The 21,901-nt window shown below is 66.1% G+C and carries 23 protein-coding genes; 10 read left to right on the top strand and 13 right to left on the bottom strand.

Going from position 1 to position 21,901, the window contains the following annotated elements; all coding sequences use genetic code 11:
• The first annotated feature begins 55 nt into the window (after positions 1–55).
• Complete coding sequence (locus HBE63_RS30945) at positions 56–925, top strand: SDR family oxidoreductase (protein ID WP_166909101.1); 870 nt, start codon at positions 56–58, stop codon at positions 923–925.
• On the opposite strand, the gene HBE63_RS30940 is transcribed toward HBE63_RS30945, so the two are convergent.
• The 5 genes from HBE63_RS30940 to HBE63_RS30920 are packed head-to-tail and all read right to left on the bottom strand — an operon-like array spanning position 926 to position 5,697.
• Positions 926–1,768 (bottom strand): polysaccharide deacetylase, encoded by an 843-nt coding sequence (locus HBE63_RS30940; protein WP_166909099.1) that lies wholly within the window; start codon positions 1,766–1,768, stop codon positions 926–928.
• Positions 1,761–2,750, bottom strand: coding sequence for an agmatinase (speB, locus tag HBE63_RS30935; protein WP_166909098.1), 990 nt, complete (start codon positions 2,748–2,750; stop codon positions 1,761–1,763). The genes HBE63_RS30940 and speB overlap by 8 nt, the downstream gene beginning before the upstream one ends.
• A 4-nt stretch (positions 2,751–2,754) precedes the next feature.
• Positions 2,755–3,516 carry an SDR family NAD(P)-dependent oxidoreductase gene (locus tag HBE63_RS30930; protein WP_166909096.1) on the bottom strand — a complete coding sequence of 254 codons (762 nt, stop codon included), beginning with the start codon at positions 3,514–3,516 and terminating at the stop codon, positions 2,755–2,757.
• On the bottom strand, positions 3,513–4,211 hold the full coding sequence (locus tag HBE63_RS30925; RefSeq protein ID WP_166909094.1) for an SDR family NAD(P)-dependent oxidoreductase: 699 nt from the start codon (positions 4,209–4,211) through the stop codon (positions 3,513–3,515). The genes HBE63_RS30930 and HBE63_RS30925 overlap by 4 nt, the downstream gene beginning before the upstream one ends.
• Positions 4,204–5,697, bottom strand: coding sequence for an APC family permease (locus tag HBE63_RS30920; RefSeq protein ID WP_166909092.1), 1,494 nt, complete (start codon positions 5,695–5,697; stop codon positions 4,204–4,206). The genes HBE63_RS30925 and HBE63_RS30920 overlap by 8 nt, the downstream gene beginning before the upstream one ends.
• Positions 5,698–5,862: 165 nt before the next feature.
• Between HBE63_RS30920 and HBE63_RS30915 the strand changes: the two genes are divergently transcribed.
• Together HBE63_RS30915 and HBE63_RS30910 are read left to right on the top strand one after the other, a co-directional pair.
• Positions 5,863–7,239: a PucR family transcriptional regulator ligand-binding domain-containing protein gene (locus HBE63_RS30915; RefSeq protein ID WP_166909091.1), complete on the top strand. Its 1,377-nt coding sequence runs from the start codon at positions 5,863–5,865 to the stop codon at positions 7,237–7,239.
• Positions 7,240–7,287: 48 nt separating this feature from the next.
• A complete protein-coding gene (locus HBE63_RS30910) occupies positions 7,288–7,671 on the top strand; it encodes a VOC family protein (RefSeq protein WP_166909089.1) in 384 nt (127 codons plus the stop codon).
• A 107-nt stretch (positions 7,672–7,778) separates the two neighbouring features.
• Here the strand turns inward: HBE63_RS30910 and HBE63_RS30905 are convergent, their stop codons facing one another.
• The 3 genes from HBE63_RS30905 to HBE63_RS30895 are packed head-to-tail and all read right to left on the bottom strand — an operon-like array spanning position 7,779 to position 9,691.
• The gene (locus HBE63_RS30905) at positions 7,779–8,087 is read right to left on the bottom strand and encodes a DUF3349 domain-containing protein (RefSeq protein WP_166909087.1); all 309 of its coding nucleotides are present in this window, start codon (positions 8,085–8,087) and stop codon (positions 7,779–7,781) included.
• Positions 8,088–8,097: 10 nt separating this feature from the next.
• Positions 8,098–8,382, bottom strand: coding sequence for a hypothetical protein (locus HBE63_RS30900; protein WP_166909086.1), 285 nt, complete (start codon positions 8,380–8,382; stop codon positions 8,098–8,100).
• A 37-nt stretch (positions 8,383–8,419) separates the two neighbouring features.
• Positions 8,420–9,691, bottom strand: coding sequence for an inorganic phosphate transporter (locus HBE63_RS30895; RefSeq protein ID WP_166909084.1), 1,272 nt, complete (start codon positions 9,689–9,691; stop codon positions 8,420–8,422).
• Positions 9,692–9,960: 269 nt separating this feature from the next.
• Between HBE63_RS30895 and HBE63_RS30890 the strand changes: the two genes are divergently transcribed.
• From HBE63_RS30890 to HBE63_RS30880, 3 genes are all read left to right on the top strand, one after another.
• A complete protein-coding gene (locus HBE63_RS30890; protein ID WP_166909083.1) occupies positions 9,961–10,314 on the top strand; it encodes a DUF3349 domain-containing protein in 354 nt (117 codons plus the stop codon).
• 41 nt (positions 10,315–10,355) lie between these two features.
• Positions 10,356–11,447, top strand: a complete 1,092-nt coding sequence (gene menE, locus HBE63_RS30885; protein WP_243858386.1) for an o-succinylbenzoate--CoA ligase — start codon at positions 10,356–10,358, stop codon at positions 11,445–11,447.
• Positions 11,448–11,528: 81 nt separating this feature from the next.
• The gene (locus HBE63_RS30880; RefSeq protein ID WP_166909081.1) at positions 11,529–12,143 is read left to right on the top strand and encodes a pyridoxamine 5'-phosphate oxidase family protein; all 615 of its coding nucleotides are present in this window, start codon (positions 11,529–11,531) and stop codon (positions 12,141–12,143) included.
• On the opposite strand, the gene HBE63_RS30875 is transcribed toward HBE63_RS30880, so the two are convergent.
• Both HBE63_RS30875 and HBE63_RS30870 read right to left on the bottom strand, forming a co-directional pair.
• Complete coding sequence (locus tag HBE63_RS30875; RefSeq protein ID WP_243858385.1) at positions 12,137–12,997, bottom strand: GNAT family N-acetyltransferase; 861 nt, start codon at positions 12,995–12,997, stop codon at positions 12,137–12,139. The genes HBE63_RS30880 and HBE63_RS30875 overlap by 7 nt on opposite strands.
• Positions 12,998–13,056: 59 nt before the next feature.
• Positions 13,057–13,719 (bottom strand): TetR/AcrR family transcriptional regulator, encoded by a 663-nt coding sequence (locus tag HBE63_RS30870; protein ID WP_166909077.1) that lies wholly within the window; start codon positions 13,717–13,719, stop codon positions 13,057–13,059.
• 178 nt (positions 13,720–13,897) lie between these two features.
• Here HBE63_RS30870 and HBE63_RS30865 point away from each other — a divergent pair, with 178 nt between their 5' ends.
• From HBE63_RS30865 to HBE63_RS30850, 4 genes are read left to right on the top strand one after another with little or no spacing between them, the layout of a single operon-like run.
• Positions 13,898–14,323 (top strand): MmpS family transport accessory protein, encoded by a 426-nt coding sequence (locus HBE63_RS30865; protein WP_166909076.1) that lies wholly within the window; start codon positions 13,898–13,900, stop codon positions 14,321–14,323.
• Positions 14,320–17,238, top strand: a complete 2,919-nt coding sequence (locus tag HBE63_RS30860; protein WP_166909074.1) for an RND family transporter — start codon at positions 14,320–14,322, stop codon at positions 17,236–17,238. Before HBE63_RS30865 ends, HBE63_RS30860 begins: the two co-directional genes overlap by 4 nt.
• Complete coding sequence (locus tag HBE63_RS30855; RefSeq protein ID WP_166909073.1) at positions 17,238–17,567, top strand: DUF732 domain-containing protein; 330 nt, start codon at positions 17,238–17,240, stop codon at positions 17,565–17,567. The genes HBE63_RS30860 and HBE63_RS30855 overlap by 1 nt, the downstream gene beginning before the upstream one ends.
• An 18-nt stretch (positions 17,568–17,585) precedes the next feature.
• Positions 17,586–18,050, top strand: coding sequence for a DUF5078 domain-containing protein (locus HBE63_RS30850; RefSeq protein ID WP_166909071.1), 465 nt, complete (start codon positions 17,586–17,588; stop codon positions 18,048–18,050).
• A 32-nt stretch (positions 18,051–18,082) separates the two neighbouring features.
• Here HBE63_RS30850 and HBE63_RS30845 read toward each other — a convergent pair whose 3' ends face one another.
• The 3 genes from HBE63_RS30845 to HBE63_RS30835 form a co-directional block, all read right to left on the bottom strand.
• The gene (locus HBE63_RS30845; RefSeq protein ID WP_166909069.1) at positions 18,083–19,825 is read right to left on the bottom strand and encodes an acyl-CoA dehydrogenase family protein; all 1,743 of its coding nucleotides are present in this window, start codon (positions 19,823–19,825) and stop codon (positions 18,083–18,085) included.
• A gap of 99 nt (positions 19,826–19,924) precedes the next feature.
• A complete protein-coding gene (locus tag HBE63_RS30840) occupies positions 19,925–21,052 on the bottom strand; it encodes a nitronate monooxygenase (RefSeq protein WP_166909067.1) in 1,128 nt (375 codons plus the stop codon).
• A gap of 59 nt (positions 21,053–21,111) precedes the next feature.
• Entirely contained in the window at positions 21,112–21,897 is a 786-nt protein-coding gene (locus HBE63_RS30835; RefSeq protein WP_166909066.1) for an S-methyl-5'-thioadenosine phosphorylase, read from the bottom strand.
• Positions 21,898–21,901 lie beyond the last annotated feature (4 nt).

Below are 21,901 nucleotides of genomic sequence, written 5' to 3'. Positions count from 1 at the left end.
GGCCTGCTGGAATGCCGTTTCGGCGGAGGAAAGGTAGGCAACCTAAACTCGGCGCATGAGTAAGAACCCGCTGCGTCGGCTGTCCGAACAGCTGCTGCTGACCAGCATGCGTCCGCCGCTGACCGAACGACTGCAGGCGCGTGACGACATCGACGTCGCCGGCAAGCGGATCCTGCTGACCGGCGCCTCCTCGGGGATCGGTGAGGCCGCGGCCGAGAAGTTCGCCGCGAAGGGCGCCACGGTGATCGCGGTGGCCCGCCGTCAGGAACTGCTCGACGACCTGGTTGGGCGGATCTCCGCCAACGGCGGCGACGCCCGCGCCCATGCGGTGGACCTGTCAGACCTGGACGCCATCGACGAGCTGGTCGCCACCATCGAACGCGACCTGGGCGGCGTCGACATCCTGATCAACAACGCCGGCCGGTCGATCCGGCGCCCGCTGGCCGAATCGCTGGACCGCTGGCACGACGTGGAGCGCACCATGACGCTCAACTACTACTCGCCGCTGCGGCTCATCCGCGGCCTGGCCCCGGGCATGCGCGAACGCCGCGACGGGCACATCATCAACGTCGCCACCTGGGGCGTGATGAACGAGTCCTCGCCGCTGTTCGCGGTGTACAACGCCTCCAAGGCCGCGCTCGCGGCGGTCAGCCGCGTCATCGAGACCGAATGGGCTTCGGTCGGCGTGCATTCCACGACGCTGTACTACCCGTTGGTGAAGACCCCGATGATCGCCCCGACCCGCGCCTACGACGGGCTGCCCGGCCTGTCGGCCGCCGAGGCCGCCGAGTGGATGCTGACCGCGGCGCGCACCCGTCCGGTGCAGATCGCGCCACGGATGGCCGTGACCGCCAAGGCGATCAACACTGTAGCACCCGGGCTGGTCGACGCCGTGATGAAACGACAACGGGTCCAGCCGGTCTGATCACGGCTTGGTGATGCTCCGCGGCTGCAGTCCGAGCGAGCGCACATGCTCGGCGATCGCCCCGAGGTTCGTCGTCCACACATCGGTGTGCTCGGCCACGTAGCGCATCAGATCGTCGAGTTCGGCCGCTCGCGAAGGCCGCCCGGACAGGAACGGGTGATTGGTCAGCACCCAGCAGGCACCGGCACGGCGGAGGGCGTCGAACTCCAGCTGCCACAGTTCCCGGGCCTTGCGGGGGCTTTCGATCAGGCCGGATCCCGAGATGTCCGGCAGATAGCAGTACTGCTCCCAGTCGTCGAGAGCCCACTGGATCGGGACCTCGACCAGGGAGGTATCGCCGACGGCCAGCTCATAGGGGCAATCGGCGTCCATCAGGCTGGAGTCGTACAAGAAACCGCGAGCTGCGAGCAAAGAAGGAGTGTGCCAGGACAGGTCCCACATCGGCGCGCGGTAGCCGACCGGCCGTACCCCGGCCACCTCGTCCAGTGCCTCCAGCCCGCGGTCCAGCGCGTCGATCTCCTCCTGCAGCGTCAGCGCCGTCGGTTGCTCGTGCAGGTAGCCGTGGTGGGCGATCTCATGCCCTGCCGCCACGATCGCACGGACTGCCTCGGGATACCGATGCGCGGTGTGGCCCGGGACGAAGAACGTTGACGGAATCTGATGGCGCTCCAACAGATCCAGGATCCGGGGAATCCCCACCAGCGGCCCGTACGCCTGGTGGGACATCACGCTCATGCGGGCGGAGACGCCGTCGTTGCCCCACAGCACTGCAGATTCGGCATCGACGTCGAAGGTGAACGCGGCGGCCGCGGTTTTGCCCTCCGGCCAACGGAATTCAGTCATGGTCAGCCATCAGAGTAACCAGCTCGTAGGCCAGGTTGGCCGCGGCCACGGCAGTCACGTCGCCGCTGTCGTAAGCGGGGGCGACCTCCACCACGTCCGCACCGACGATCGGCAGGCCGCGCATGGCCCGCAACACCGCCACCAACTCTCGGCTCGTCATCCCACCGATCTCGGGTGTCCCCGTGCCTGGCGCGAATGCCGGGTCCAGCACGTCGATGTCGATCGATACGTATACCGGGTGGCTCCCGACCCGCTCACGAATCCGCTCGATGACACCGTCGACACCGATGCGGTCGATGTCGCGACAGTGCACCACGGTGAAGCCCAGTGACTCGTCGTCGAGCAGGTCGGCCCGGTCGTAGAGCGAGCCGCGGATCCCGACGTGCGCCGAGTTTCCCTTGGCGATCAGGCCCTGCTCGGAGGCCCGGCGGAACGGGGTGCCGTGCGTGCAGGGCGCACCGAAGTAGGTGTCCCAAGTATCGAGGTGGGCGTCGAAGTGCACCAGCGCCACCGGGCCGTGCACCGCGTGCATCGCCTGCAGGGCCGGCAGCGCGATGGTGTGGTCCCCGCCGAGCAGCACCACCCGCTGCTCCGGCGTGGCCACCAACTCCGCGATCCCCTCCCGAATTTGGTCCACCGCCGCCTCGATATCGAACGGATTGGCGGCGATATCGCCGGCGTCGACCACCTGCGCCTGCGCGAACGGGCTGACATCCAGCGCCGGGTGGTACGGCTTGAGCAGACGCGAGGCCTGCCGGATCGCGGCCGGGCCGAACCGGGCACCCGGCCGGTAGGTGACGCCGGTGTCGAACGGCACCCCGACCACGGCGATGTCGTAGTCGGACACCTCGTGACGCTGCGGCAGCCGGGCAAACGTGGCGATACCGGCGTACCGCGGCACCGCCCTCGCATCGACCTGACCGACGTTTCCCGTCTCGGACCTCACATACGGCTGGCCTGTCACCTGATTCCCTTCCGTCATCACTTCACGCCCTCGTCCGGGTAGCCCCGCCGTTGCAGGAGATCACCTGCCCAACCACCGCCGACATCTCGAAGTCGGCCAAGAACTGAACCGCGGCCGCGATCTCGTCAACAGAACCGATGCGGCCCAACGGAATCGACTCGGCATAGCGCGCGTGCATGTCGGACAACGCGATCCCGGCGGCATCGGCGTCGACCTGCAGCTGCGGGGTATCGGTCACCCCCGGCGCCACCGCGTTGACGATGATGCCCTCCGGCGCCAGCTCCCGGCCGAGGGTCTTGACCAACGAGATGAGCCCGGCTTTGGACGCCGCATAGGCCGTTGCCTCCGGCCAGCCGGTGACACCCCACTCGCTGGCGATCACCACGATCCGCCCCTCGCCGTTCCGGCGCATGTGCGGCAGGACCGCCTGCACCAGATGAAAGGTGCCGCCCAGGTTGGTGTCGACGACCCGCCACCAGTCCGCCTCGTCGTGGTCGAGCAGCGGGGCCATGGTCATGTAGGCGTGGTTGGCGACCAGCACGTCGAGCCGGCCCGCCGTGGCGGCCACCGTGTCGACGATCTCGACACAGGTGCCAGGGTCACTGACATCGCCGGGGACGGCCAGACCGCCGATCTCGGTGGCCAGCTCGTCCAGAGCGGCACTGCCGCGAATGTCGTTGACCGCCACCGTCGCTCCCGCGGCGGCCAGCCGGCGCGCGTGGGCCGCGCCCATCCCCTGCGCGGCGCCGGTGACCAGCGCGACCCGGCGTGAAAGTGAACTCATATCACCGCTCCCGCGTTGACGTTGACGACGTCTCCGGTGCTGAAGGTGGCGTCGCACACCAGGTACTGCACACAGCGCGCCACCTCGACCGGTGTGACCAGTCGCCGCAACGGCAGGGTGGCCAGGTAATCGGCTGCACGCCAAGGAGAATCGGAGGCCAGCAGAGGCGTGTCGGTGGGGCCCGGCGCCACCGCGTTGACCCGCACGCCACGATCGGCCACCTCGGCGGCCAGGCTGCGCACCAGGCCGAGGATGGCGCCTTTGGCCGCGGCGTAGTGGGCGTCACCGTCGCCGCCGCCCACCGCGAGTTCACTGGCCACCGCGACCACCGCGCCAGAACGCCGCTCGAGCATGTCGGGCAGGCAGGCTCGAGCGGCGTGGAACAACCCGCCCACGTGGACCCGCAGCATGCGGTTCCAGGCCTCCGGCCTGATCTGGCTCACCGGGGCCATCTCGTAGTGGCCCGCCGAAGTCACCAAAGCGGCGATCGGTCCGAGCTGCTGTCGGATCTCGGCGACCCCGGCGGACACCGCGGCACCATCGGAAACATCGGCTGCGACAGCATGATCCGCCCGGGTTTCACCGGACAGATCAAGCGTGCCGATGACGTATCCGCGGTTGTGCAGTGCACTGACCACGGCCGCGCCGATCCCGCTGGCCCCACCGGTAACCACTGCCACAGGTGCCTCAGTCATGGACTGCCTCCTTGTGTGCAAGCTCGTCGTCGGCCTCGATGTCATCGATCACCGCAGCGCTCACAATCCGGTGCCGCACACTCAGTAGGACGGCCAGACCGATCACCCCCAACACCGCGACACCGATCCACACCGACCAATCCAGGTAGCGCTGCTCGAAAACCGGCCTCGGCCAAGCGATGTTGAGCGTCTGCAGGATCGCCCACACCGCGGCCACCACGGCAACCGGAACCGTGGCCCGGCCCACGCTGAACGCGCCGTCCTTCCAGCCGCGGCGGGCCAGCACCACCACGAACCCGATCAACGGGAACAGGAAGGCCAGGTAGAAGCCGCCCGCCGTGAAATTGACCATGAGCGAGTAGACATCGCCGGCCACGATGCTGAGCAGGAACAGAGCGCCACCGACCACCGTGGTGATCAGGATCGCCACCACCGGGATTCGCGCCCTGCCGCGCAATCGGGACAGCACGGCCGAAGCGGGCAGCGCACCGTCACGAGCGTAAGCCCAGATCACCCGCGACGCGGAGGTCTGCAGGGCCAGAAAGCTGGCCAGGAAGCCGATGACGAACAACAACTCGACCGGCTTGGCAATCCCGTGTCCCAGTGCCGCCGTGAGGGTTTCGTACACCGGATCGGCCACCGAACCGGACACCACCGCGTCCAGATCCGGGATCGCCAGGATGATCGCCAGGCTCGAGTAGGCCACCACCAGCGCGATGAATCCCAGCGAGAAGAGCACGGCTTTGGGCAGATCGCGCCGCGGCTCGTGCACCTCCTCGGCGATGGCGCCCGCGCTTTCGAACCCGACGAACGAGAATCCGATGAACGCCACCGCAATCAGGAACGGCCCGCCCAGATAGGTCCAGGTGTCCATATCGGCGCCGCCACCGTCGAACAGCACCGACAACGAGTTGTTGCGGTGGAACAGCAGCAGCCAGGTGCCCAGCCCGATTGAACCGATCACCTCGGCCACGATGCTGGCCGTCATGAACACCTTGAGCGCACCGCGGCCGATCAGGTTGATCGCCGTTCCGCCGAGCAGGATCACCAGCGCGATGACGGCCCGCAAGCCGCCCGACGGCGATTCCACTCCGGCGATGTTCGCCACGAACCCGGCGGCGCCGAGCGCCACGGTCGCCATCGCGATCACCAGCGTCCACATGTACACCCAGCCCGCGAACCAGCCGTAGGACGTGCCGAGCAGCCGCCGCGACCACTGATATATGGAACCCTCCAACGGCCACCGCGACACCAGCATGGCGAAGACCAGAGCGACCAGTAGCTGACCGCCGAACACCAGCGCGAAGCCCCACCAGAAGCTCGGGCCGGCGGCGGACAACGCCAGACCGAAGATTCCGTAGAGCGCGACGATCGGCGAGATGAACGCGAAGGCGAAGGCGAACGCCGACCACAGCGAGAATTCGCGCCGTAGCACGTGGGACCCGTCGGTCTCCTGGTCGGGCACCGAGATCGGCGATGCAGTCATCGTGCGCTCCCTCTGATTGGTTGCAGGAACTATCACGCCGCAATGGTGCAACCGCCAAGCAATCGCGGCGAACACGCTGCAAACCCACTGTCGCACCAGGTCGACATTGGAGGATCCGACAACGCCCGCCGACGCAGGTGTGACGACGGCGTTACGCTGATCCCCATGGCGGAACGCCGCGACGTCGTACCGACGCTGCGCGATCTACTCGAGTCGCACCGGGGCCTGATCACCCCCGACGAGCCCACCGGTGACCTGAACCAACCGGTCAGCTGGGTGCACACCACCGAGTTGCGGGACCCGTCGCGGTATCTGCGCGGTGGCGAACTGGTCTGCACGGTGGGTATCAGCCTGCAGACCCCCCAGGACTGTGCGGCTTTCGTCGAATCGTTGACCCAGGCCGGGGCCGCCGCCCTGTGCTTCGGCATCGGGGATGTGCACGACACTGTTCCAGACGCGCTGATCACCTCGGCCGCCCGCGACGGCCTGCCGATCCTCATCGCCCCGCCCAATGTGCCGTTCTCCTCCGTGAGCCGCTATGTCGCAGATTCTCAGCTCGGCGGCGAGATAGCCGTCGCGCGGGCCACCAATTCCCTCATGCCCGAATTACTTTCGTCGCAACGACGGCGCGAGTCGGTACGCCAGCTCCTGTACCGGGCAGGTGAGGTGCTGGGTTGTCACCTCCTGCTGGATCCCGACGGAGCACCTGGGGACGCGGGGGCCACCGTCGCGGTCGACGGCCTGGGAACCCTGACCTCGGTGGGCAGCGGCGACCCGCCCGAAACTGCGGTGCTGGAGCTGATCGCGCGATTCGTCCAGGCCGCTCAAGGGGAACGCGACATCGAATCCGCGCTCTCCCGCGAACGTGTCGGGCAACTGCTGTCGCTGATCGAGCGGCGCATGCTGCTGCCCGACGCTCTCAATCAGCTGTTGGACTGGCCGGGGCTGGCCGCACCCGAGCTGAACTGCTCGGCCTGGCCCGCCGGGGCCGGCGCCGTGCTGTCGATGGCATTTCCCGATGCCATGGTCGGCGATGCACCCGAGGTGTGTCTGGTGCTGGAGGCCGGCGCCCGCACCCGCAACACCGCCGAACTCTCGCTGCCCTCGGGCCACGCCGCGGCCGCGCCGCTGGCCGAGCTCGGGGCAGCGATCACCCAGGCCCGCATCGCCCTCGACCTGGCGCAGCAGCACGGCGGCAGCATCGGCCCCGATCAGCTGAGCACGTTCGACAGCCTGCTGGAGGGCCTGCCCTTGAACCGGTTGGCCCCGTTCAAAAGCCAGCTCATCGACCCGTTGGAGGGCCTGGACAAGGACCGGGGCACCCAGCATGTCCGGACGCTGCGGGCCTTCCTGGCCACCAACGGGTCGCTCATCGACACCGCCCGCGAGCTGTTCCTGCACACCAACACCGTGCGGCACCGGCTGAGCCGCATCCACGAGATCACCGGACGGAACCCGATGAGTTTCGAGGACCAGGCAGCCTTCGCCATCGGATTGCGGGCCAGCGACCGCGCCCGCCGGATGCCGGGACGACCCGACTGACCCGTGTCATGGATCCGACCGGGCACCTGGCGGTGGTAGACAAGGGACATGGAAATCCTGGCCAGCCGGATGTTGATCCGACCGGTCGACTACCCGAAGTCGGTCGAGTTCTACCGCGACGGGATCGGTCTGGCCATCGCCCGCGAATACGGCGCCGGCACAGTCTTTTACGCCGGGCAGTCCCTGATCGAGTTGGCCGGACATCACAGCCCCACCGAGTCTGGGGTGTTCCCGGGTGCATTGTGGTTGCAGGTGCGCGACGTCTACGCCACCCAGTCCGAACTGGAAGGCCGGGGAGTGGAGATCGCCCGGGCCGCGGCCGAGGAGCCGTGGGGTCTGCACGAGATGCACGTGGCGGACCCCGACGGCATCACGCTGATCTTCGTCCAGGTGCCCGCGACCCACCCGCTGCGCCGGGACACCCGCCGCTGAGTCCCCCACGCCGCTTTCTACCTCTGGGTCGTCGATCCGCTGCGGCCGCGACCCTGGAGTGGAAAACGGCGACGCGAATGGCCGGCCCGCCGAAGCGGCCCGAGAATTCAGCGCGAGGGTGTCGACAGCGGCCAGCCCACCGAGGCCAGCCGCGAGGCAACCTGATTGACCTCTTCGGGGTTGGGCTCCTTGTCGATGACGTCCTGCACCGCAAGACGGATGTCGTCGTCGGTAACAGGGCTGTCGCCGGTGCTGGACCGCAGGATGTTGTGGGCGGCTTGGACCACCTCGTCCTCGGACAGTGACCGGGTCAGCAGCGCCAGCAGGGCGAACTGATCCGTGTGCGGCACCCCTTCGGGGTAACCGGCACGCAGCCAGCGCAGCACGTTGTCCAGGAAGCTCGTCGTTTCAGCCATGATGCTCAGCTCACTTCGTGGGCAGGAACGGGAAGAGGTCGATACCGGTGTGGTGGATCATCGTGGTCCGCGTGATCCACGCGATGGCCACCAGGATCACCAGACCGACCAGGACGAACAACGCCAATCCGAGGGCCTTCAGCGCCGGGTTGGGGGCGTGGGTGGTGCCGTCGGCGTTCACGCCGCCGGCACCGTTGGAGTAGGTCACGAGTCCCGCGGCGAACACCGCAGGCAGACCGGCGCCGAGGATCAGCCCCACCACGAGCACCTTGAAAATGGCTTCCAGATAAGTCATTACGATTCCTTGTGTCCGCTGTATGTGGTCGGGGCGATCAGACCGCGGCCTTGTCGGCGCCGGACTTCTCGGGCTTGTCGTTGCTCGGGATGGCGGCGTCGCGCACCTCGGCGGGCACCACCGAGTTGGTGGACTGATCCCAATCGGCGTTGACGTTGCTGTGGTCGACCTTCTGCTGCTGGGCGCGCCACCACATGTACCCGGACAGGGCGACCAGGACCAGGAAGATCAGCCCGTCACCGGCCAGCGACGAGGAGGTCAGTGACTCCACCCCGTGGGACAGCCAATAGGCCAGCGCACCGACGAGGCCTGCGGCGGGCAGCGTGACCAGCCAGGCCACCGCCATCCGGCCGGCGACCGCCCAGCGCACCTCGGCACCGGGCTTACCGACACCGCTGCCCAGGATCGAACCGGTCGCCACGTGGGTGGTGGACAGGGCCATGCCGGCCGCGCTGGAGCTCAGGATGATCGCGGCCGAGGATGCCTCGGCGGCCAGGCCCTGCGGGGACTCGATCTCGACGAGACCCTTGCCCAGCGTGCGGATCACCCGCCAGCCGCCTATGTAGGTGCCCAGGCCAATGGCCAGCGCGCACGAGGCGATGATCCAGAACGGCAGCCCGTCGTTCTTCACGTCCCCGCTGAGATGACCGGTGGTGATGAGGGCGAGCGCGATGACGCCCATCGTCTTCTGGGCGTCGTTGGTTCCGTGCGAGAGCGCAACGAGCGAGGCGGTGGCGATCTGTCCCCAGCGGAAGCCCGACTCACGACGCTTCTGCGCGACGTTGCGGGTGATGCGGTAGACGAGCCAGGTGCCGCAGCCGGCCACCAGGCAGGCGATCACCGGGGCGGCCACCGCCGGGATGAGCACCTTCTGACTGACGCCGGACCAGTTCACCCCGGCCAGACCGACCGCCGCCAGGCCGGCGCCGATCAACCCACCGAACAGCGCATGCGACGAGCTCGACGGGATGCCGAACAACCACGTCAGCAGGTTCCACAGGATGCCGCCGATCAGGCCGGCGAAGATGATCGTCAGCCCGGTCGAGGCATCGATCGTCGGGATCAGGGATCCGGTCTTGGAGTCCTGGATTTTCAGCACCGAGCTGGTGACCGTGATGGCGACCTCGACCGAGAGGAACGCACCGACCAAGTTCAGCACCCCGGCCAGCAGCACCGCTGTCTTCGGCTTGAGAGCGCGGGTGGCGATCGAGGTGGCCATGGCGTTGCCGGTGTCGTGAAAGCCGTTTGTGAAGTCAAAAGCCAGTGCCGTTGCTATCAACAGCACCAGGACGATCAGCTCAGCGCTCATGGCGGTAATTCTGTCGGACCGCAGGCGATTTTGACCAGCCAGAAACACCTCGCTGAGCTGGGAATTCTAATACGCTTCAAATGAGTTCACCGAGTGTTCATCTGCCCACCCCGGATTGTTCGCCGGGGCGGTTTGCCGATCCTCGATCGGCCGATAAGTTCACTGCGAGCCAGAGTCGGCCGGCACCACTAACATCAATGCGGTCTTCCGGCTGCTGCCCCACCGAATTGGGACAGCAGCCTCGGGGTGCACCATCAGGAGTAGGCGCAGTGAACGCATTTCTCGCGAAGATCGCGGCCTGGCTGAACGCCGGGTACCCCGAGGGGGTGCCAGGACCAGACCGGGTGCCGCTGTTGGCGCTGTTGACCCGGCGCCTGACCAACGACGAAGTCAAGGCCGTCGCACGGGATCTCATCGATCGCGGTGATTTCGATCACATCGACATCGGGGTCCTGATCACTCAGATCACCGACGAGCTGCCCCGCGCCGAGGACGTCGAACGAGTACGGGCACGACTGGCCGCCAAGGGCTGGCCGTTGGACGATCCGCGCGATGGCGAAGACGTCAACGACACCGGCAGTGACAACGGCGACGACCCGAAAGAGCCAGGGGGCCCGGCATAGCCGTCCTGCGCCCCGTCACCGTCGGATCCGCGACGGATGAGTTGCTGGCGGTCCTCGATGACGTCCTGGCCGGACGCGGGTCGGCGATCCTGCCGGTGCCCGCCGACGACGAACGTCAGACGTCCCTGCTGACAACCACTTTGCGCGCAGGGGACGACATCGACGACGACGTCGCCCTGGTGATCTCGACGTCGGGCACCACCGGCAAACCCAAAGGCGCGTTGCTGACGGCGGCTGCGTTGCGATCCAGCGCCGAGTCCACCCACGCCCGGCTGGGTGGTGAGGGGCGGTGGCTGCTCGCCCTGCCCGCCCATCACATTGCGGGCCTGCAGGTCCTGGTGCGCAGCACGCTGGCCGGCACCACGCCCGTCGCCGTCCCGGCTTCGTTCGTCCCGAGCGAGTTGCCCTCTGCGGTGGCCGCTTTGGGTACTGGACGCCGCTACGCCTCACTGGTTGCGGTGCAGCTGGACAAGTCCTTGCAGGACCCCGCCGCCGCGGACGCGCTGGCCGAACTCGATGCCGTGCTGATCGGCGGCGGGCCGATGCCTGGCGGCGTGGCCGAACGTGCGCAGGCGGCGGGGGTTAACGTGGTGCGCACCTACGGGATGAGCGAGACCGCCGGTGGCTGCGTGTACGACGGCGTGGCACTCGACGGCGTGAAGGTCCGTATCGAAAATGCCCGCATCCTGCTCGGCGGCGCCACCGTGGCCAAAGGGTATCGCAACCCGATCACACCTGACCCGTTCGCCGAGCCTGGCTGGTTCCGCACCGATGATCTTGGCGCCGTGGATGATTCGGGCGCGCTCCGGGTCCTGGGCCGGGTAGACGACGCGGTCAGCACGGGCGGGCTGACGGTGCTGCCACAACTGGTCGAGTCCGCACTGGCCGGCCACCCGGCGATCGCCGACTGCGCGGTGTTCGGGGTCCGCGACGAGCGACTCGGTCAGCGGGTGGTGGTCGCGCTGGTACTGACCCCGGGTTCGGCGGCCCCCGACGTGGCTGAACTCCGGGCCCAGGTGTCACAAACCCTGGATGCCACCGCGGCACCGCGCGAGGTGCACATTGTCGACGAGTTGCCGCGTCGCGGCATCGGCAAGGTGGACCGCCGAGCGCTGGCCGCCCGATACAGCTGAGCCCGGGGCGTTGCTCTCGCAGGCCGGCCACCGAATTCCGGGTCAAGACAATTCAGTTGTCGACGCAGGCATGATGGACACATGCGCCGAGAAGTGACCTCCGCGGATGAGCTGCGCGCCATCGTCGGGCAACCCACAGCAGCAGTAGCCAAGAAGGTGACCGACCGCCTGTCTGAAGCGCAGCAGGGCTGGCTCAAGCAGTCACCACTGGGCTTCGTGGCGACCACCGATGCGCACGGCCGCGTCGACGTCTCCCCCAAGGGGGACCCAGCGGGTTTCGTCCAGATCATCGATGACACCACGATCGCGATCCCGGAACGGCCCGGCAACCGGCGCGTCGACGGCTTCCTCAATATCCTGCAGCGACCGCACGTGGGCACCGTGTTCGTCATCCCCGGCCGCGGTGACACCCTGCGTATCAACGGCACCGCCCAGATCCTTTCGGACGCCGACTATTTCGATGCCATGGTGGTAGGCAGCAAGCGGCCGATCCTGGCTCTGGAGATCGCCATCGAAGAAGTGTTCTTCCACTGCCCGAAGGCATTCCTGCGTTCGGAGGCGTGGAAGCCCGAGAGCTGGAACCCGACTGCGGTGCCCTCGGTGGCGCAGATGGCCAAGGCCTTCAAACCCGAGCAGACCCAGGCCGAGCTCGACGCGTATTACAGCGAGGACAGCCTGCGCAAGATGCTCTACTGAACCGCCTCGGCCGGTTTCACCAGGATCGCCCGGGTGTAGAGCAGTTGAAAACCTCTGCGCTGCACGTTGTGCTGAGACTTCGAGCCGGGCGCCGTCGTCACCACGGCGATCTCGCATCCGGCGTCGGCAGCCTCGGCCAGCCGCGCCGCCAGCAGCGCGGCCTGGACGCCGCGACGCCGGTAGGCCGGAGCCGTCGCGGCTCCCGCCAACTGAGCGATCCCATCGGCCAACCGCATCATCGCGCCGCCGGCGACCGCCCCGTCACACAGCGCGATATATGGTGTGGCCCCGGCTTTTTCGATGTCACGCTCGGCCCGCTCGATGATACCGGCGGGGAACTGCTCATGGCTGACCGCGCCTTCACCGTCGGGATGGGCGAAACCCTCCACCACGATGTTCACCCAGGCGGTGAGATCGGCGGCCCGGCGCACGTCCACCTCTGTGACCAACGGCGCCTCGACGCCGATAGGGCGGCCGAGGACGTTCTCGAACTCGACGAGGCGATAGCCCCGGCCGGACAACAGCGCGGCGATCTCGGGATCGGCCAGGCTGGACAGCTCCACCCGGGTTTCGCTGCCCGCGGCAGCGAAAGCCCGCTCGATCTCGCCCAGCACCGCTTCATCGGGCACGCCGCCGAAGCCGAGGCCGACCACCTTGTTCATCGGCGAACCGGTCTCGGCGAAACAGGCGAATCCGCCGGCCACCGGCAACGTCAGCCCGTCGGCGCCACGGTCACGGGCGGCCCGGGTCGCCGCGACGATCAGATCCGACTCGGCCTTCTCGATACGCCGGGCCAGATCGACACCGCAGAACAACTGACCTGCACCCACTTCTGCCTCACCGTTGATTCCCACGTGGATATTGTGCCCACACAAGCGTTCCCGAAACGTCGGCGCCACCCCGGGGGCGGTTGTCACCGCGGCGGCCCGGCCGGCTCCCATGTCTGCATCGCGGTGTCGAGCCCTTCTTTGTCGAGCGCTTTCACCGGGATGGGTGACTGGTCAGCGTGGCAGCGCATGCCGTCCAGCAGGATGGCCACATATCGGCGCCAGAGGTGGGGGTCGACATGACCGGCGAACTCGCTTACCGCGCCGGCCAAGAGCCCGAAGAGCGGCGTGTCCGTCGACGACGCCTCCGGACGTAGGTAGCCGTCGCTCTGCGCCCGCTCGACGAGCTTGGTCAACACCGGGACGAGCTGCTCCTGGCAGGCCTTCACCCGGTCGCAGCCGTAAGCCTTGCTGAACGCAATTTCCCGCAACCCTCGGTCAGTCGCCGTGATCTCGCACATCTTCTCGACATACCACGCGAATCCCTGCCATGAATCTTCTTGTTGCAGTGCGGTTTCGGCCAGCGCGGTGAGCTGCTGCATACCGTCTACGAAGATGGCCGCGATCAGCTCCTCCTTCGTGGCGAACCGCCGGTAGACCGTGCCCACCCCGAGGTTGGCGTGCCGCGCGACGTCGTTCAGCGTCGCTTCGAGACCTTTCTCGGCAAACAGCTCCCGCGCGGCTTCGAGCACCCGCTGCCGGTTGCGCTCTGCGTCCCTACGCAGTACGCGGCGTGTTTCCTCGGTCATATCTCCCAGCTTAAGTGAGCGGCGTCATAAGTGGATTGAAACTATCCACTTATTCGACTAACTTACCCTTCGAACTGCGTAGGCCGCCTAACAGCCAGGTCGCGAACGCATCGAACGTCGGGAGGCCCACAATTACAGCCGATACGCCCGCAGCGGCCTTTCCCTCAGGACGGTCGCGATGATCGGCGCAATTCGCCGAATCTGGCTTCCCGTACTGATCATCGTCGCCATAGTGGCCGGCGTGCTGATCGTCACGAACGTCCGCAAGGTCTTCGGCGCGCATCCGGTCATCATCACCGACACCACCTCGGATAACGCCGAGGACTTCAACCCCACGTTCGTGAAGTACGAAATCTTCGGCGCGGGCAGCACTGCCGTCATCAACTACATGGACCTCGAAGGCAAACCCCAACGCACCGGAACTGTGCCGCTGCCATGGACTTTGACACTGCAAACCACGTTGCCCTCGGTGCAGCCGAACATCATGGCGCAAGGCGACGGGGACAGCATCAGTTGCCGAGTCACCGTCGATGACGAGGTCAAAGAAGAGAGAACGGTTACTGGATTGAACGCCCAAACCTTCTGCTATGTGAAGGCAGCATGAGCAGCCCCAAGGAAGGAACCCAGACCGACGACACCCCGACCGACGCCATCGCAACCGGGCGCCATGCGGCACCTCCGCGCCCACCGATCCCACGATTCATCCGGGCGTTCGCCCTGCCGATCATCCTGGCGTGGATCGTGATCGTCGCACTGCTCAACACCGTCGTGCCGCAACTCGAGGTCGTCGGAAAGATGCGCGCGGTGTCGATGAGTCCCACGGACGCGCCGTCGATGATCGCCATCAAGGAGGTCGGCAAGAAATTCCAGGAGTACGACACCAGCAGCTCGGTGATGATCGTGCTCGAAGGCGACAAGCCGCTGGGCCTCGAGGCACACATCTTCTACGACCAGATGGTGCGTGACCTGCGCGCTGATACCACCCATGTGCAGCATGTGCAGGACTTCTGGGGCGACACCCTGACCGCCAAGGGCGCCCAGAGCCGCGACGGTAAGGCCGCCTACGTGCAGGTCTACATCGCCGGCGACCAGGGCGAGACGCTGGCCAACGACTCTGTCGAGGCGGTCCGGCGCATCGCCACCGAAAGCCCCGCCCCCGACGGCGTGAAGGCCTATGTGACGGGATCTGCGGCATCCAGCACCGATCAGAACATCGTCGGCGACGAGAGCATGGAGCTGATCGAGCTCGTCACCTTCGGGGTCATCGCGGTGATGCTGCTGGGCGTCTATCGGTCGATCATCACCACGCTGATCGTGCTGGTAATGGTCGTACTCGAATTGTCTGGCGCCCGTGGACTTGTCGCGTTAATGGGCTATCAGAATTTCTTCGGTCTCACGACGTTCGCGACCAACATGCTGGTGACCTTGGCCATCGCCGCGGCCACCGACTACGCGATCTTCCTGATCGGCCGATATCAGGAAGCGCGAAGAGCCGGCGAGGACAAGGAAGCGGCCTACTACGACATGTTCCACGGCACGGCCCATGTCGTGCTCGCGTCGGGTCTGACCATCGCCGGCGCGACGTTCTGCCTGTACTTCACCCGCCTGCCGTACTTCCAGACCATGGGCATTCCACTGGCGATCGGAATGACGATGGTGGTCGCCATGGCACTGACCCTGGGGCCGGCCGTCATCTCGGTGATGAGCCGATTCGGCAAGATCCTTGAGCCCAAGCGGTATTCGAAGTCCCGCGGCTGGCACCGGGTGGGCACCGCCACCGTTCGCTGGCCGGGCGCAATCCTGGTGTGCGCCATCGTGGCAGCGTTGGTGGGACTACTGGCCCTGCCCGGCTATCACACCACCTACAATGACCGCATCTTCCTGCCCGAGGACGTCGGGACGAACGTCGGATACGACGCCGCGTTCCGGCACTTCTCGCAGGCCAAGATGAATCCGGACTTGATGATGATCGAGTCCGACCGCGATCTGCGGAACCCGGCGGACTTCCTGGTGATCGACAAGATCGCCAAGGCACTCAGAAGCGTCCACGGCATCGCGCAGGTGCAGACCATCACCCGGCCCGACGGCGATCCGATCAAGCACTCGACGATCCCGTACGCGCTCGGCCAGAGCGGCAACGGCCAGATCATGAACAACGACTATGCGCAGACCAACCTGGACAACATCCTCAAACAGGCCGACGATCTGCAGGGCAGCATCGACTCGATGACCGAGATGATGAGCATCCAGACGGATCTGGCAGCGGTGTCGCAGCGCATGGCGGACAAGATGAAGACGACGTCCGGCGACATGAATGACGTCCGCGACCACCTGGCGGACTTCGACGACCAGTTCCGGCCGCTCCGCAACTACCTGTACTGGGAGCCGCACTGCTTCGACATCCCGATGTGCTGGTCGATCCGGTCCATCTTCGATGCGCTCGACGGCATCAACACGATGTCCGACGACTTCCAGGACCTGGTTCCGGAGATGCAACGCATGGCCGACCTGATGCCGCGCATGGTGGCTGTGTTGCCGGCACAGATCCAGACCATGAAGAATCAGAAGCAGACGCTGCTGAACCAGTACCAGCTGCAAAAGGCCCAGCAGGACCAGACGATGGCCATGCAGGAGAACTCCGCCGCCATGGGCGAGGCGTTCGACACGGCCAAGAACGACGACTCGTTCTATCTGCCGCCGGAAGCCTTCGAGACCGCCGACTTCCAGCGGGGCATCAAACTGTTCATGTCGCCGGACGGACATGCGGTGCGGTTCACCATCATTCACCAGGGTGATCCGCTGACCCCGGAAGGCACCGCCCGCATCGCACCGCTCAAGATCGCTGCGGCCGACGCCATCAAGGGAACCCCGCTCGAGGGAGCCAAGATCTACCTCGGCGGCAGCTCGGCGACGTACCACGACATGCAGCAAGGCGCCGACTACGACCTGATCATCGTCGCCGCGGCGGCACTGATCCTGATCTTCATCATCATGTTGGTGCTCACCCGTGCGGTGGTGGCCTCTGCGGTGATCGTCGGCACGGTGGTGCTGAGTCTTGCCTCGGCCTTCGGACTGTCGGTCCTGCTCTGGCAGCACATCGTGGGAATCCCACTGCACTGGATGGTGATGCCGATGTCGGTCATCGTCCTGCTGGCCGTCGGTGCGGACTACAACCTGCTGCTCGTCTCACGAATAAAGGAAGAGATCCACGCCGGGCTGAAGACCGGAATCATCCGGGCCATGGTCGGCACCGGTGCCGTGGTCACCTCCGCAGGACTGGTCTTCGCCTTCACCATGGCGTCGATGGCGGTAAGCAGTTTGATCGTTATCGGTCAGGTCGGCACCACTATCGGCCTAGGCTTGCTGTTCGACACCCTTGTGGTCCGGTCGTTGATGACGCCGTCCATCGCCACGCTGCTCGGGCGCTGGTTCTGGTGGCCGCAGCGAGTCCGTCAACGTCCGGTGCCACAACCGTGGCCGAAACCGATCCAACGAGATCCCGAGGAGGCCCTGGCCTGATGAAACGCCTGATCATTGCCCTGTCGATCTGTGCCGCAACCGGTCTGGCCGTCTCGGCGCCGGCATCTGCCGATCCGGACACCGATTTCGCGAATGAGCTGCACACCTTCGGCATCTACGGGCAGCGGGACTACAACGCCTGGATCGGCAAGATCATGTGCAAGCGGTTGCACAACGGCGTCGACCACACCGCCCAGGACTCTGTCGGTTTCGTCAAGAAGCAACTGGCCAAGGACAGCACCGACGCCCAGGCCTGGCAGTTCACCGGCACCGCCATCAACTACTACTGCCCCGATCAGCGCTTCGTCTACGAGCAGGCCGCGCACTAACCGACTTTTGGGAGCATCATGTCCAACCGCACGAGCGTGAAAAACCTGATCCGGACCGGCGTGGCCACCTGCGCCGTCGCCGCCAGCCTGGCCGGCGCCGGCATCGCCGGGGCCGACGCCACCGACGACTACCCGATCCCCAACCGGATCCTGCGCACCCCGTGCACCGCCGAACAGATCATGGCCGCCGCCCGCGACGTCGAACCGGTCTACTACGAGCGCTACATGATCGACTACAACAACAAACCCGTCGCCGATCAGCAAGGCGCTCAGGACCGCATCCACTGGTTCTTCTCCATGGACTACGCCGGCCGCCGCCAATACTCCGAGAACACGGCCACCAACGCCTTCTTCGAGAACATGGCCTGGCGCTGGCCGAACTGGGCCAAGCTGTTCTTCAACAACAAGGGCGTCGCCGCCAACACCACCGACGTCTGCCAGAACTACCCACCCAACGACATGTCGGTCTGGGACTGGCACTGACGCAATCGCATCACCTCGCCAGGTGACGTCGGCTATGCCGGCATCTCGTAGGCGCCGTCGTAGCCCTTCACCTGTTCCCACACCCGACCGAAGCGATCCGCGTCAACGACCGGTTTGCGCACCGCGGACAGCGCCCATTCCTGTTGGGCAGGAGTAGAACTCGGTTTGCCATGCAAAGCGATCGCATATCCGGAGAAATCGCGGATCTGGAAATCGAAGATCTGGTCGATCAGGTCGTCGCTCAAGCCGATGAGGTCAGCCTGCTCGAGGATCAGCTGGCCGTATACGACAAGAGTGAACAGATGTCCGACGACGAGGACGAAGTCCAAGTCGCTCTGCTGATCGGCGTCCGGTGCGGCCGTGGTCAGTAGCTCTTTGAGCGCCAGTGCCTGCTCATAGAAGCGCGCGACATTCGGGATCCCCGAATGTCGGTGGTAGACCGGGTTCCAGTCGGCGAACTGCACCTTGGATGCGCCCCGGGCTGGCCCTTGCGCCCAGAAGAACACGTCGTCCGCCGGGTCGTCCCGGGTGCCGATCTCGGCATATTCGGCGGGGTTGAACAGGTAGTTCGGCATGAACTTCAGGATCTGCGCGACGTTGACGTGCACGGTGCCTTCCAGCCGTGGTAGGCAGCCGATCAGTCGCGCCACCTCGCTGAAGTAGGTGTTCTTCTCAAAGCTCTTGGCGGCCAGCACATCCTGCAGCAATGTGACGAGCGTTTCACCCTCGGAGGTGACTTTGGACTTGGTCACCGGATTGAACAAGAGATAGCGCCGGTCGTCGCGACTGGCACTGCGGAAGTAATCGATCGCTCGGTCACTGAACAGCTTCATCGCGATCAACCGGGCAAAGGCGTCCACGAAGCTGGCGCGCACGTGCGGGAAGTCGGTGACCGGGTTGCCGTACAGGATGCGATTGTTCGCGTGGGTGATCGACTCGTAGAAGGCGTGCTCGCACATACCGATCGAACCGCTGCACAGGTTGAATTTGCCGACGTTGACCGTATTGAGTGCGGCCGAGAACGCATCCGGCCCGGTATCGAGGATGTCCTCCTCGCGCACCGGGTAATCATTGAGCCGGAAATTGCTGACGTACATCTGACCGTGCACGACATTTCCGATCAGCTCATAGTTCTCATGCGTGCTGTCGGCGACGAACCAAACGTATCCGTCGGCCCCGGCGACATCGGAACGACGGGAGAACACCGAAACCATGCCGGCCACATTGCCGTTGCCGATGTAGTACTTCTCCCCGGACGCACGAAAAACAACGCCGTCCTCGGCATCGGCGTTCTGGGCCGGCGTCAGGATCATGTCGGTGTTGTAGATGTCGGCGCCGTGATCACGCTCAGAGAGCGCGAAGGCCATCACGCCACCGGCTTCCAGCTGGTCGGCGGCCCGCTGCATCGCTTCCTTGTTGTTGCTCTGCCAGATCGGCCCGAGCCCGAGGATGGTGACCTGCTCGGCGTACCAGTACGCCAGGCCGTAGAAACCGAGGATCTCGCTCAACGCGGCATTTCGCGAGGTGTCCCACCGCTTGTTCCCGTCAGTCCCGCCGTACTCCGATGGCGTCAGAAAGGTTGCGAAGATCCGCTCGGACTTGATGAATTCGAGGAAGTCCGACACCCACACCGCAGCCAGGTCCTCCTGGAGCAGCCTCGTCTTGCCGCGGGCCTCGAACCAGTCGATCAGCGCGCGGAGCTGACGCCGGGTCTCGGGGTCGAACTGCTGCGGGTCGTACGTGTTCGGATTGAAAAGAAGTCCGCCGCCGGTCATCATGGTCTGCCTTTCGTCGACGCTGGTATGCAGTATGGCAACCAGCGGTTGCTCCTCGGTTGTGCCTGCCCATGACCTGCGACGACGGGCGCCGTCAACCTAATCCGGCAGCGAGCTGCTCAACCGCTCGGTGGCCGCCAGATAGTCCTCGATGAACTCGCGGACCACCTCGCGGGCCGGCTTGACCTTGTTCATCAATCCCACGCCCTGACCGACGAAGTAGGTGGCCAGCGCCTGCGCGCCCGGATGTCCCTGGGCGGCAAGCACATCCACGCGGCGGATGACCGGTTCGGCCAGCATGTTCTGCAGCGGTAGCGGAAGGGTCTGGTGGCCGCCGGGATTCGGCTGCCAGGCGTCGGTCCAATCCGAGCAGAGTTGACGGGCCGGTTTGCCGGTCCGCCCGGTCGAGCGCACAGTGTCCCGCGAGGTCGCGTCGAGCATCTTCTGCACGGTGTGCGGCGCGGTCTCGGCTTCCTCGGTGGTCAGCCACACCGAGCCGGTCCAGGCCCCGGCCGCGCCCATGGCGACCGCCGCGGCCATCTGCCGCCCGGTGACGATGCCGCCTGCGGCCAGCACCGGGATGTCACTGCCCGCCTGCTCCAGTGTCTCGAGCACCTCCGGCACGAGCACCAGCGTGCTGACCTCACCGCAGTGTCCACCGGCCTCGGTGCCCTGCGCGACGATCAGGTCCACCCCGGCCTGCACCTGCTTGAGGGCGTGCTCGCGGGCACCCACCAGGGCCGCGACGGGAACCCCGCGCTCGCGGCCGGCCTCGATCATGTAGTCCGGCGGCACCCCGAGCGCGTTGGCGATCAGCTTGATCGGATGACTCATCGCCACGTCCAACAGTTCGTGGCCGGTGTCGCCGGACAGCGAGGACCCGCCGAGACGCTGCTTGGTCTCGGGCTCGATGCCGTGATCGGCCAGCAGTTGCGCGACGAACTCGCGGTACTCGGCGGGGATCCGATCAGTGAGCTGTCCCCGGGACAGGTTCTCGCCCTTGCCCTCGAACTTCGCCGGCACGATGATGTCCGCGCCGTAGGGCTTGCCGCCGACCTGCTCATCGATCCAGGACAGCTCCTGGTCCAACTGTTCGGGGGTATAGGCGGTGGCGCCCAGCACGCCGAAGCCCCCGGCGTTGGTCACCGCGGCCACCACGTCACGGCAGTGGCTGAAGGCGAAGAGCGGAAAGTCGATACCGAACTGCTCACAGATCCCGGGTTTCACCCCGTCAGTATTGACACCCCGACTTGACGGGTGTCAAGAGGCCCGCGTTTCCAGTGTGATCACGGTAGTTCGAACGGCAGCTTCACCCCGTCGTGGGCCAGGCAGTGCGTGCAGGTCCGTTGGGCGTCGACCGCCGCTACTGCTTCTAAGGCCTCGTGCACAAGCTTCTTGAACGGCACCAGGTTCCGCTCGAATTCGGCGAAGACATCGACCGTCGTCACCCCCGAGCCCGCCTCGATCCCGGCGTCCAGGTCCGTTACCAAAGCAATTGACGCATAACACATTTCAAGCTCACGGGCCAGCACCGCCTCGGGGTAACCCGTCATGTTGACCAGCGTGAAACCCTGATCGGCGAACCATCGACTCTCCGCCCTGGTGGAAAACCGTGGGCCCTGGATCACCACCATGGTGCCGCCGTCGACCACACCCGGAAACCCGGCCGCGACGGACCGCAATGCCGGGCAGTACGGATCGGCGAAACCGACGTGGATACCGCCGGAATCGAAGTAGGTGTCAGCGCGGCCGCGGGTCCGGTCCACCAGCTGATCGGGCACCACGATCGAACCGGGCCCCAGCTGCGCGGTCAGGCTGCCCACCGCGCAGGGAGCCAAGATCCGTCGTACCCCCAGCGTGCGCAGCGCCCACATGTTGGCCCGGTACGGGACTGTGTGCGGCGAGTACTCGTGGTCGACCCCGTGCCGGGGCAGGAACGCCACCTCGTGCCCACCCACGGCGCCGACCGTGATCGGTGCACTCGGCGCGCCGTACGGGGTGCCCACGGTGACGGTGCGGGCCTCGGGGCCGAAGAACGAATAGAACCCGCTACCGCCGATGACGCCGAGCATGCAG

Source organism: Mycobacterium sp. DL440 (genome assembly GCF_011745145.1).
Lineage (GTDB): Bacteria > Actinomycetota > Actinomycetes > Mycobacteriales > Mycobacteriaceae > Mycobacterium.
This window is presented reverse-complemented; position numbering and strand designations above follow the sequence as displayed.

What these genes read in the sequence shown, in the direction of transcription:
- HBE63_RS30870 (WP_166909077.1), bottom strand. Translation starts at nt 13,719, where the DNA reads ATGACCGAGGAAACACGCCGCGTACTGCGTAGGGACGCAGAGCGCAAC.
- HBE63_RS30925 (WP_166909094.1), bottom strand. Translation starts at nt 4,211, where the DNA reads ATGACTGAGGCACCTGTGGCAGTGGTTACCGGTGGGGCCAGCGGGATC.
- HBE63_RS30945 (WP_166909101.1), top strand. Translation starts at nt 56, where the DNA reads ATGAGTAAGAACCCGCTGCGTCGGCTGTCCGAACAGCTGCTGCTGACC.
- HBE63_RS30915 (WP_166909091.1), top strand. Translation starts at nt 5,863, where the DNA reads ATGGCGGAACGCCGCGACGTCGTACCGACGCTGCGCGATCTACTCGAG.
- HBE63_RS30860 (WP_166909074.1), top strand. Translation starts at nt 14,320, where the DNA reads ATGAGCAGCCCCAAGGAAGGAACCCAGACCGACGACACCCCGACCGAC.
- HBE63_RS30905 (WP_166909087.1), bottom strand. Translation starts at nt 8,087, where the DNA reads ATGGCTGAAACGACGAGCTTCCTGGACAACGTGCTGCGCTGGCTGCGT.
- HBE63_RS30900 (WP_166909086.1), bottom strand. Translation starts at nt 8,382, where the DNA reads ATGACTTATCTGGAAGCCATTTTCAAGGTGCTCGTGGTGGGGCTGATC.
- HBE63_RS30940 (WP_166909099.1), bottom strand. Translation starts at nt 1,768, where the DNA reads ATGACTGAATTCCGTTGGCCGGAGGGCAAAACCGCGGCCGCCGCGTTC.
- HBE63_RS30855 (WP_166909073.1), top strand. Translation starts at nt 17,238, where the DNA reads ATGAAACGCCTGATCATTGCCCTGTCGATCTGTGCCGCAACCGGTCTG.
- HBE63_RS30850 (WP_166909071.1), top strand. Translation starts at nt 17,586, where the DNA reads ATGTCCAACCGCACGAGCGTGAAAAACCTGATCCGGACCGGCGTGGCC.
- speB (WP_166909098.1), bottom strand. Translation starts at nt 2,750, where the DNA reads ATGACGGAAGGGAATCAGGTGACAGGCCAGCCGTATGTGAGGTCCGAG.
- HBE63_RS30880 (WP_166909081.1), top strand. Translation starts at nt 11,529, where the DNA reads ATGCGCCGAGAAGTGACCTCCGCGGATGAGCTGCGCGCCATCGTCGGG.
- HBE63_RS30910 (WP_166909089.1), top strand. Translation starts at nt 7,288, where the DNA reads ATGGAAATCCTGGCCAGCCGGATGTTGATCCGACCGGTCGACTACCCG.
- HBE63_RS30930 (WP_166909096.1), bottom strand. Translation starts at nt 3,516, where the DNA reads ATGAGTTCACTTTCACGCCGGGTCGCGCTGGTCACCGGCGCCGCGCAG.
- HBE63_RS30865 (WP_166909076.1), top strand. Translation starts at nt 13,898, where the DNA reads ATGATCGGCGCAATTCGCCGAATCTGGCTTCCCGTACTGATCATCGTC.
- HBE63_RS30895 (WP_166909084.1), bottom strand. Translation starts at nt 9,691, where the DNA reads ATGAGCGCTGAGCTGATCGTCCTGGTGCTGTTGATAGCAACGGCACTG.
- HBE63_RS30920 (WP_166909092.1), bottom strand. Translation starts at nt 5,697, where the DNA reads ATGACTGCATCGCCGATCTCGGTGCCCGACCAGGAGACCGACGGGTCC.
- HBE63_RS30835 (WP_166909066.1), bottom strand. Translation starts at nt 21,897, where the DNA reads ATGCTCGGCGTCATCGGCGGTAGCGGGTTCTATTCGTTCTTCGGCCCC.
- HBE63_RS30845 (WP_166909069.1), bottom strand. Translation starts at nt 19,825, where the DNA reads ATGACCGGCGGCGGACTTCTTTTCAATCCGAACACGTACGACCCGCAG.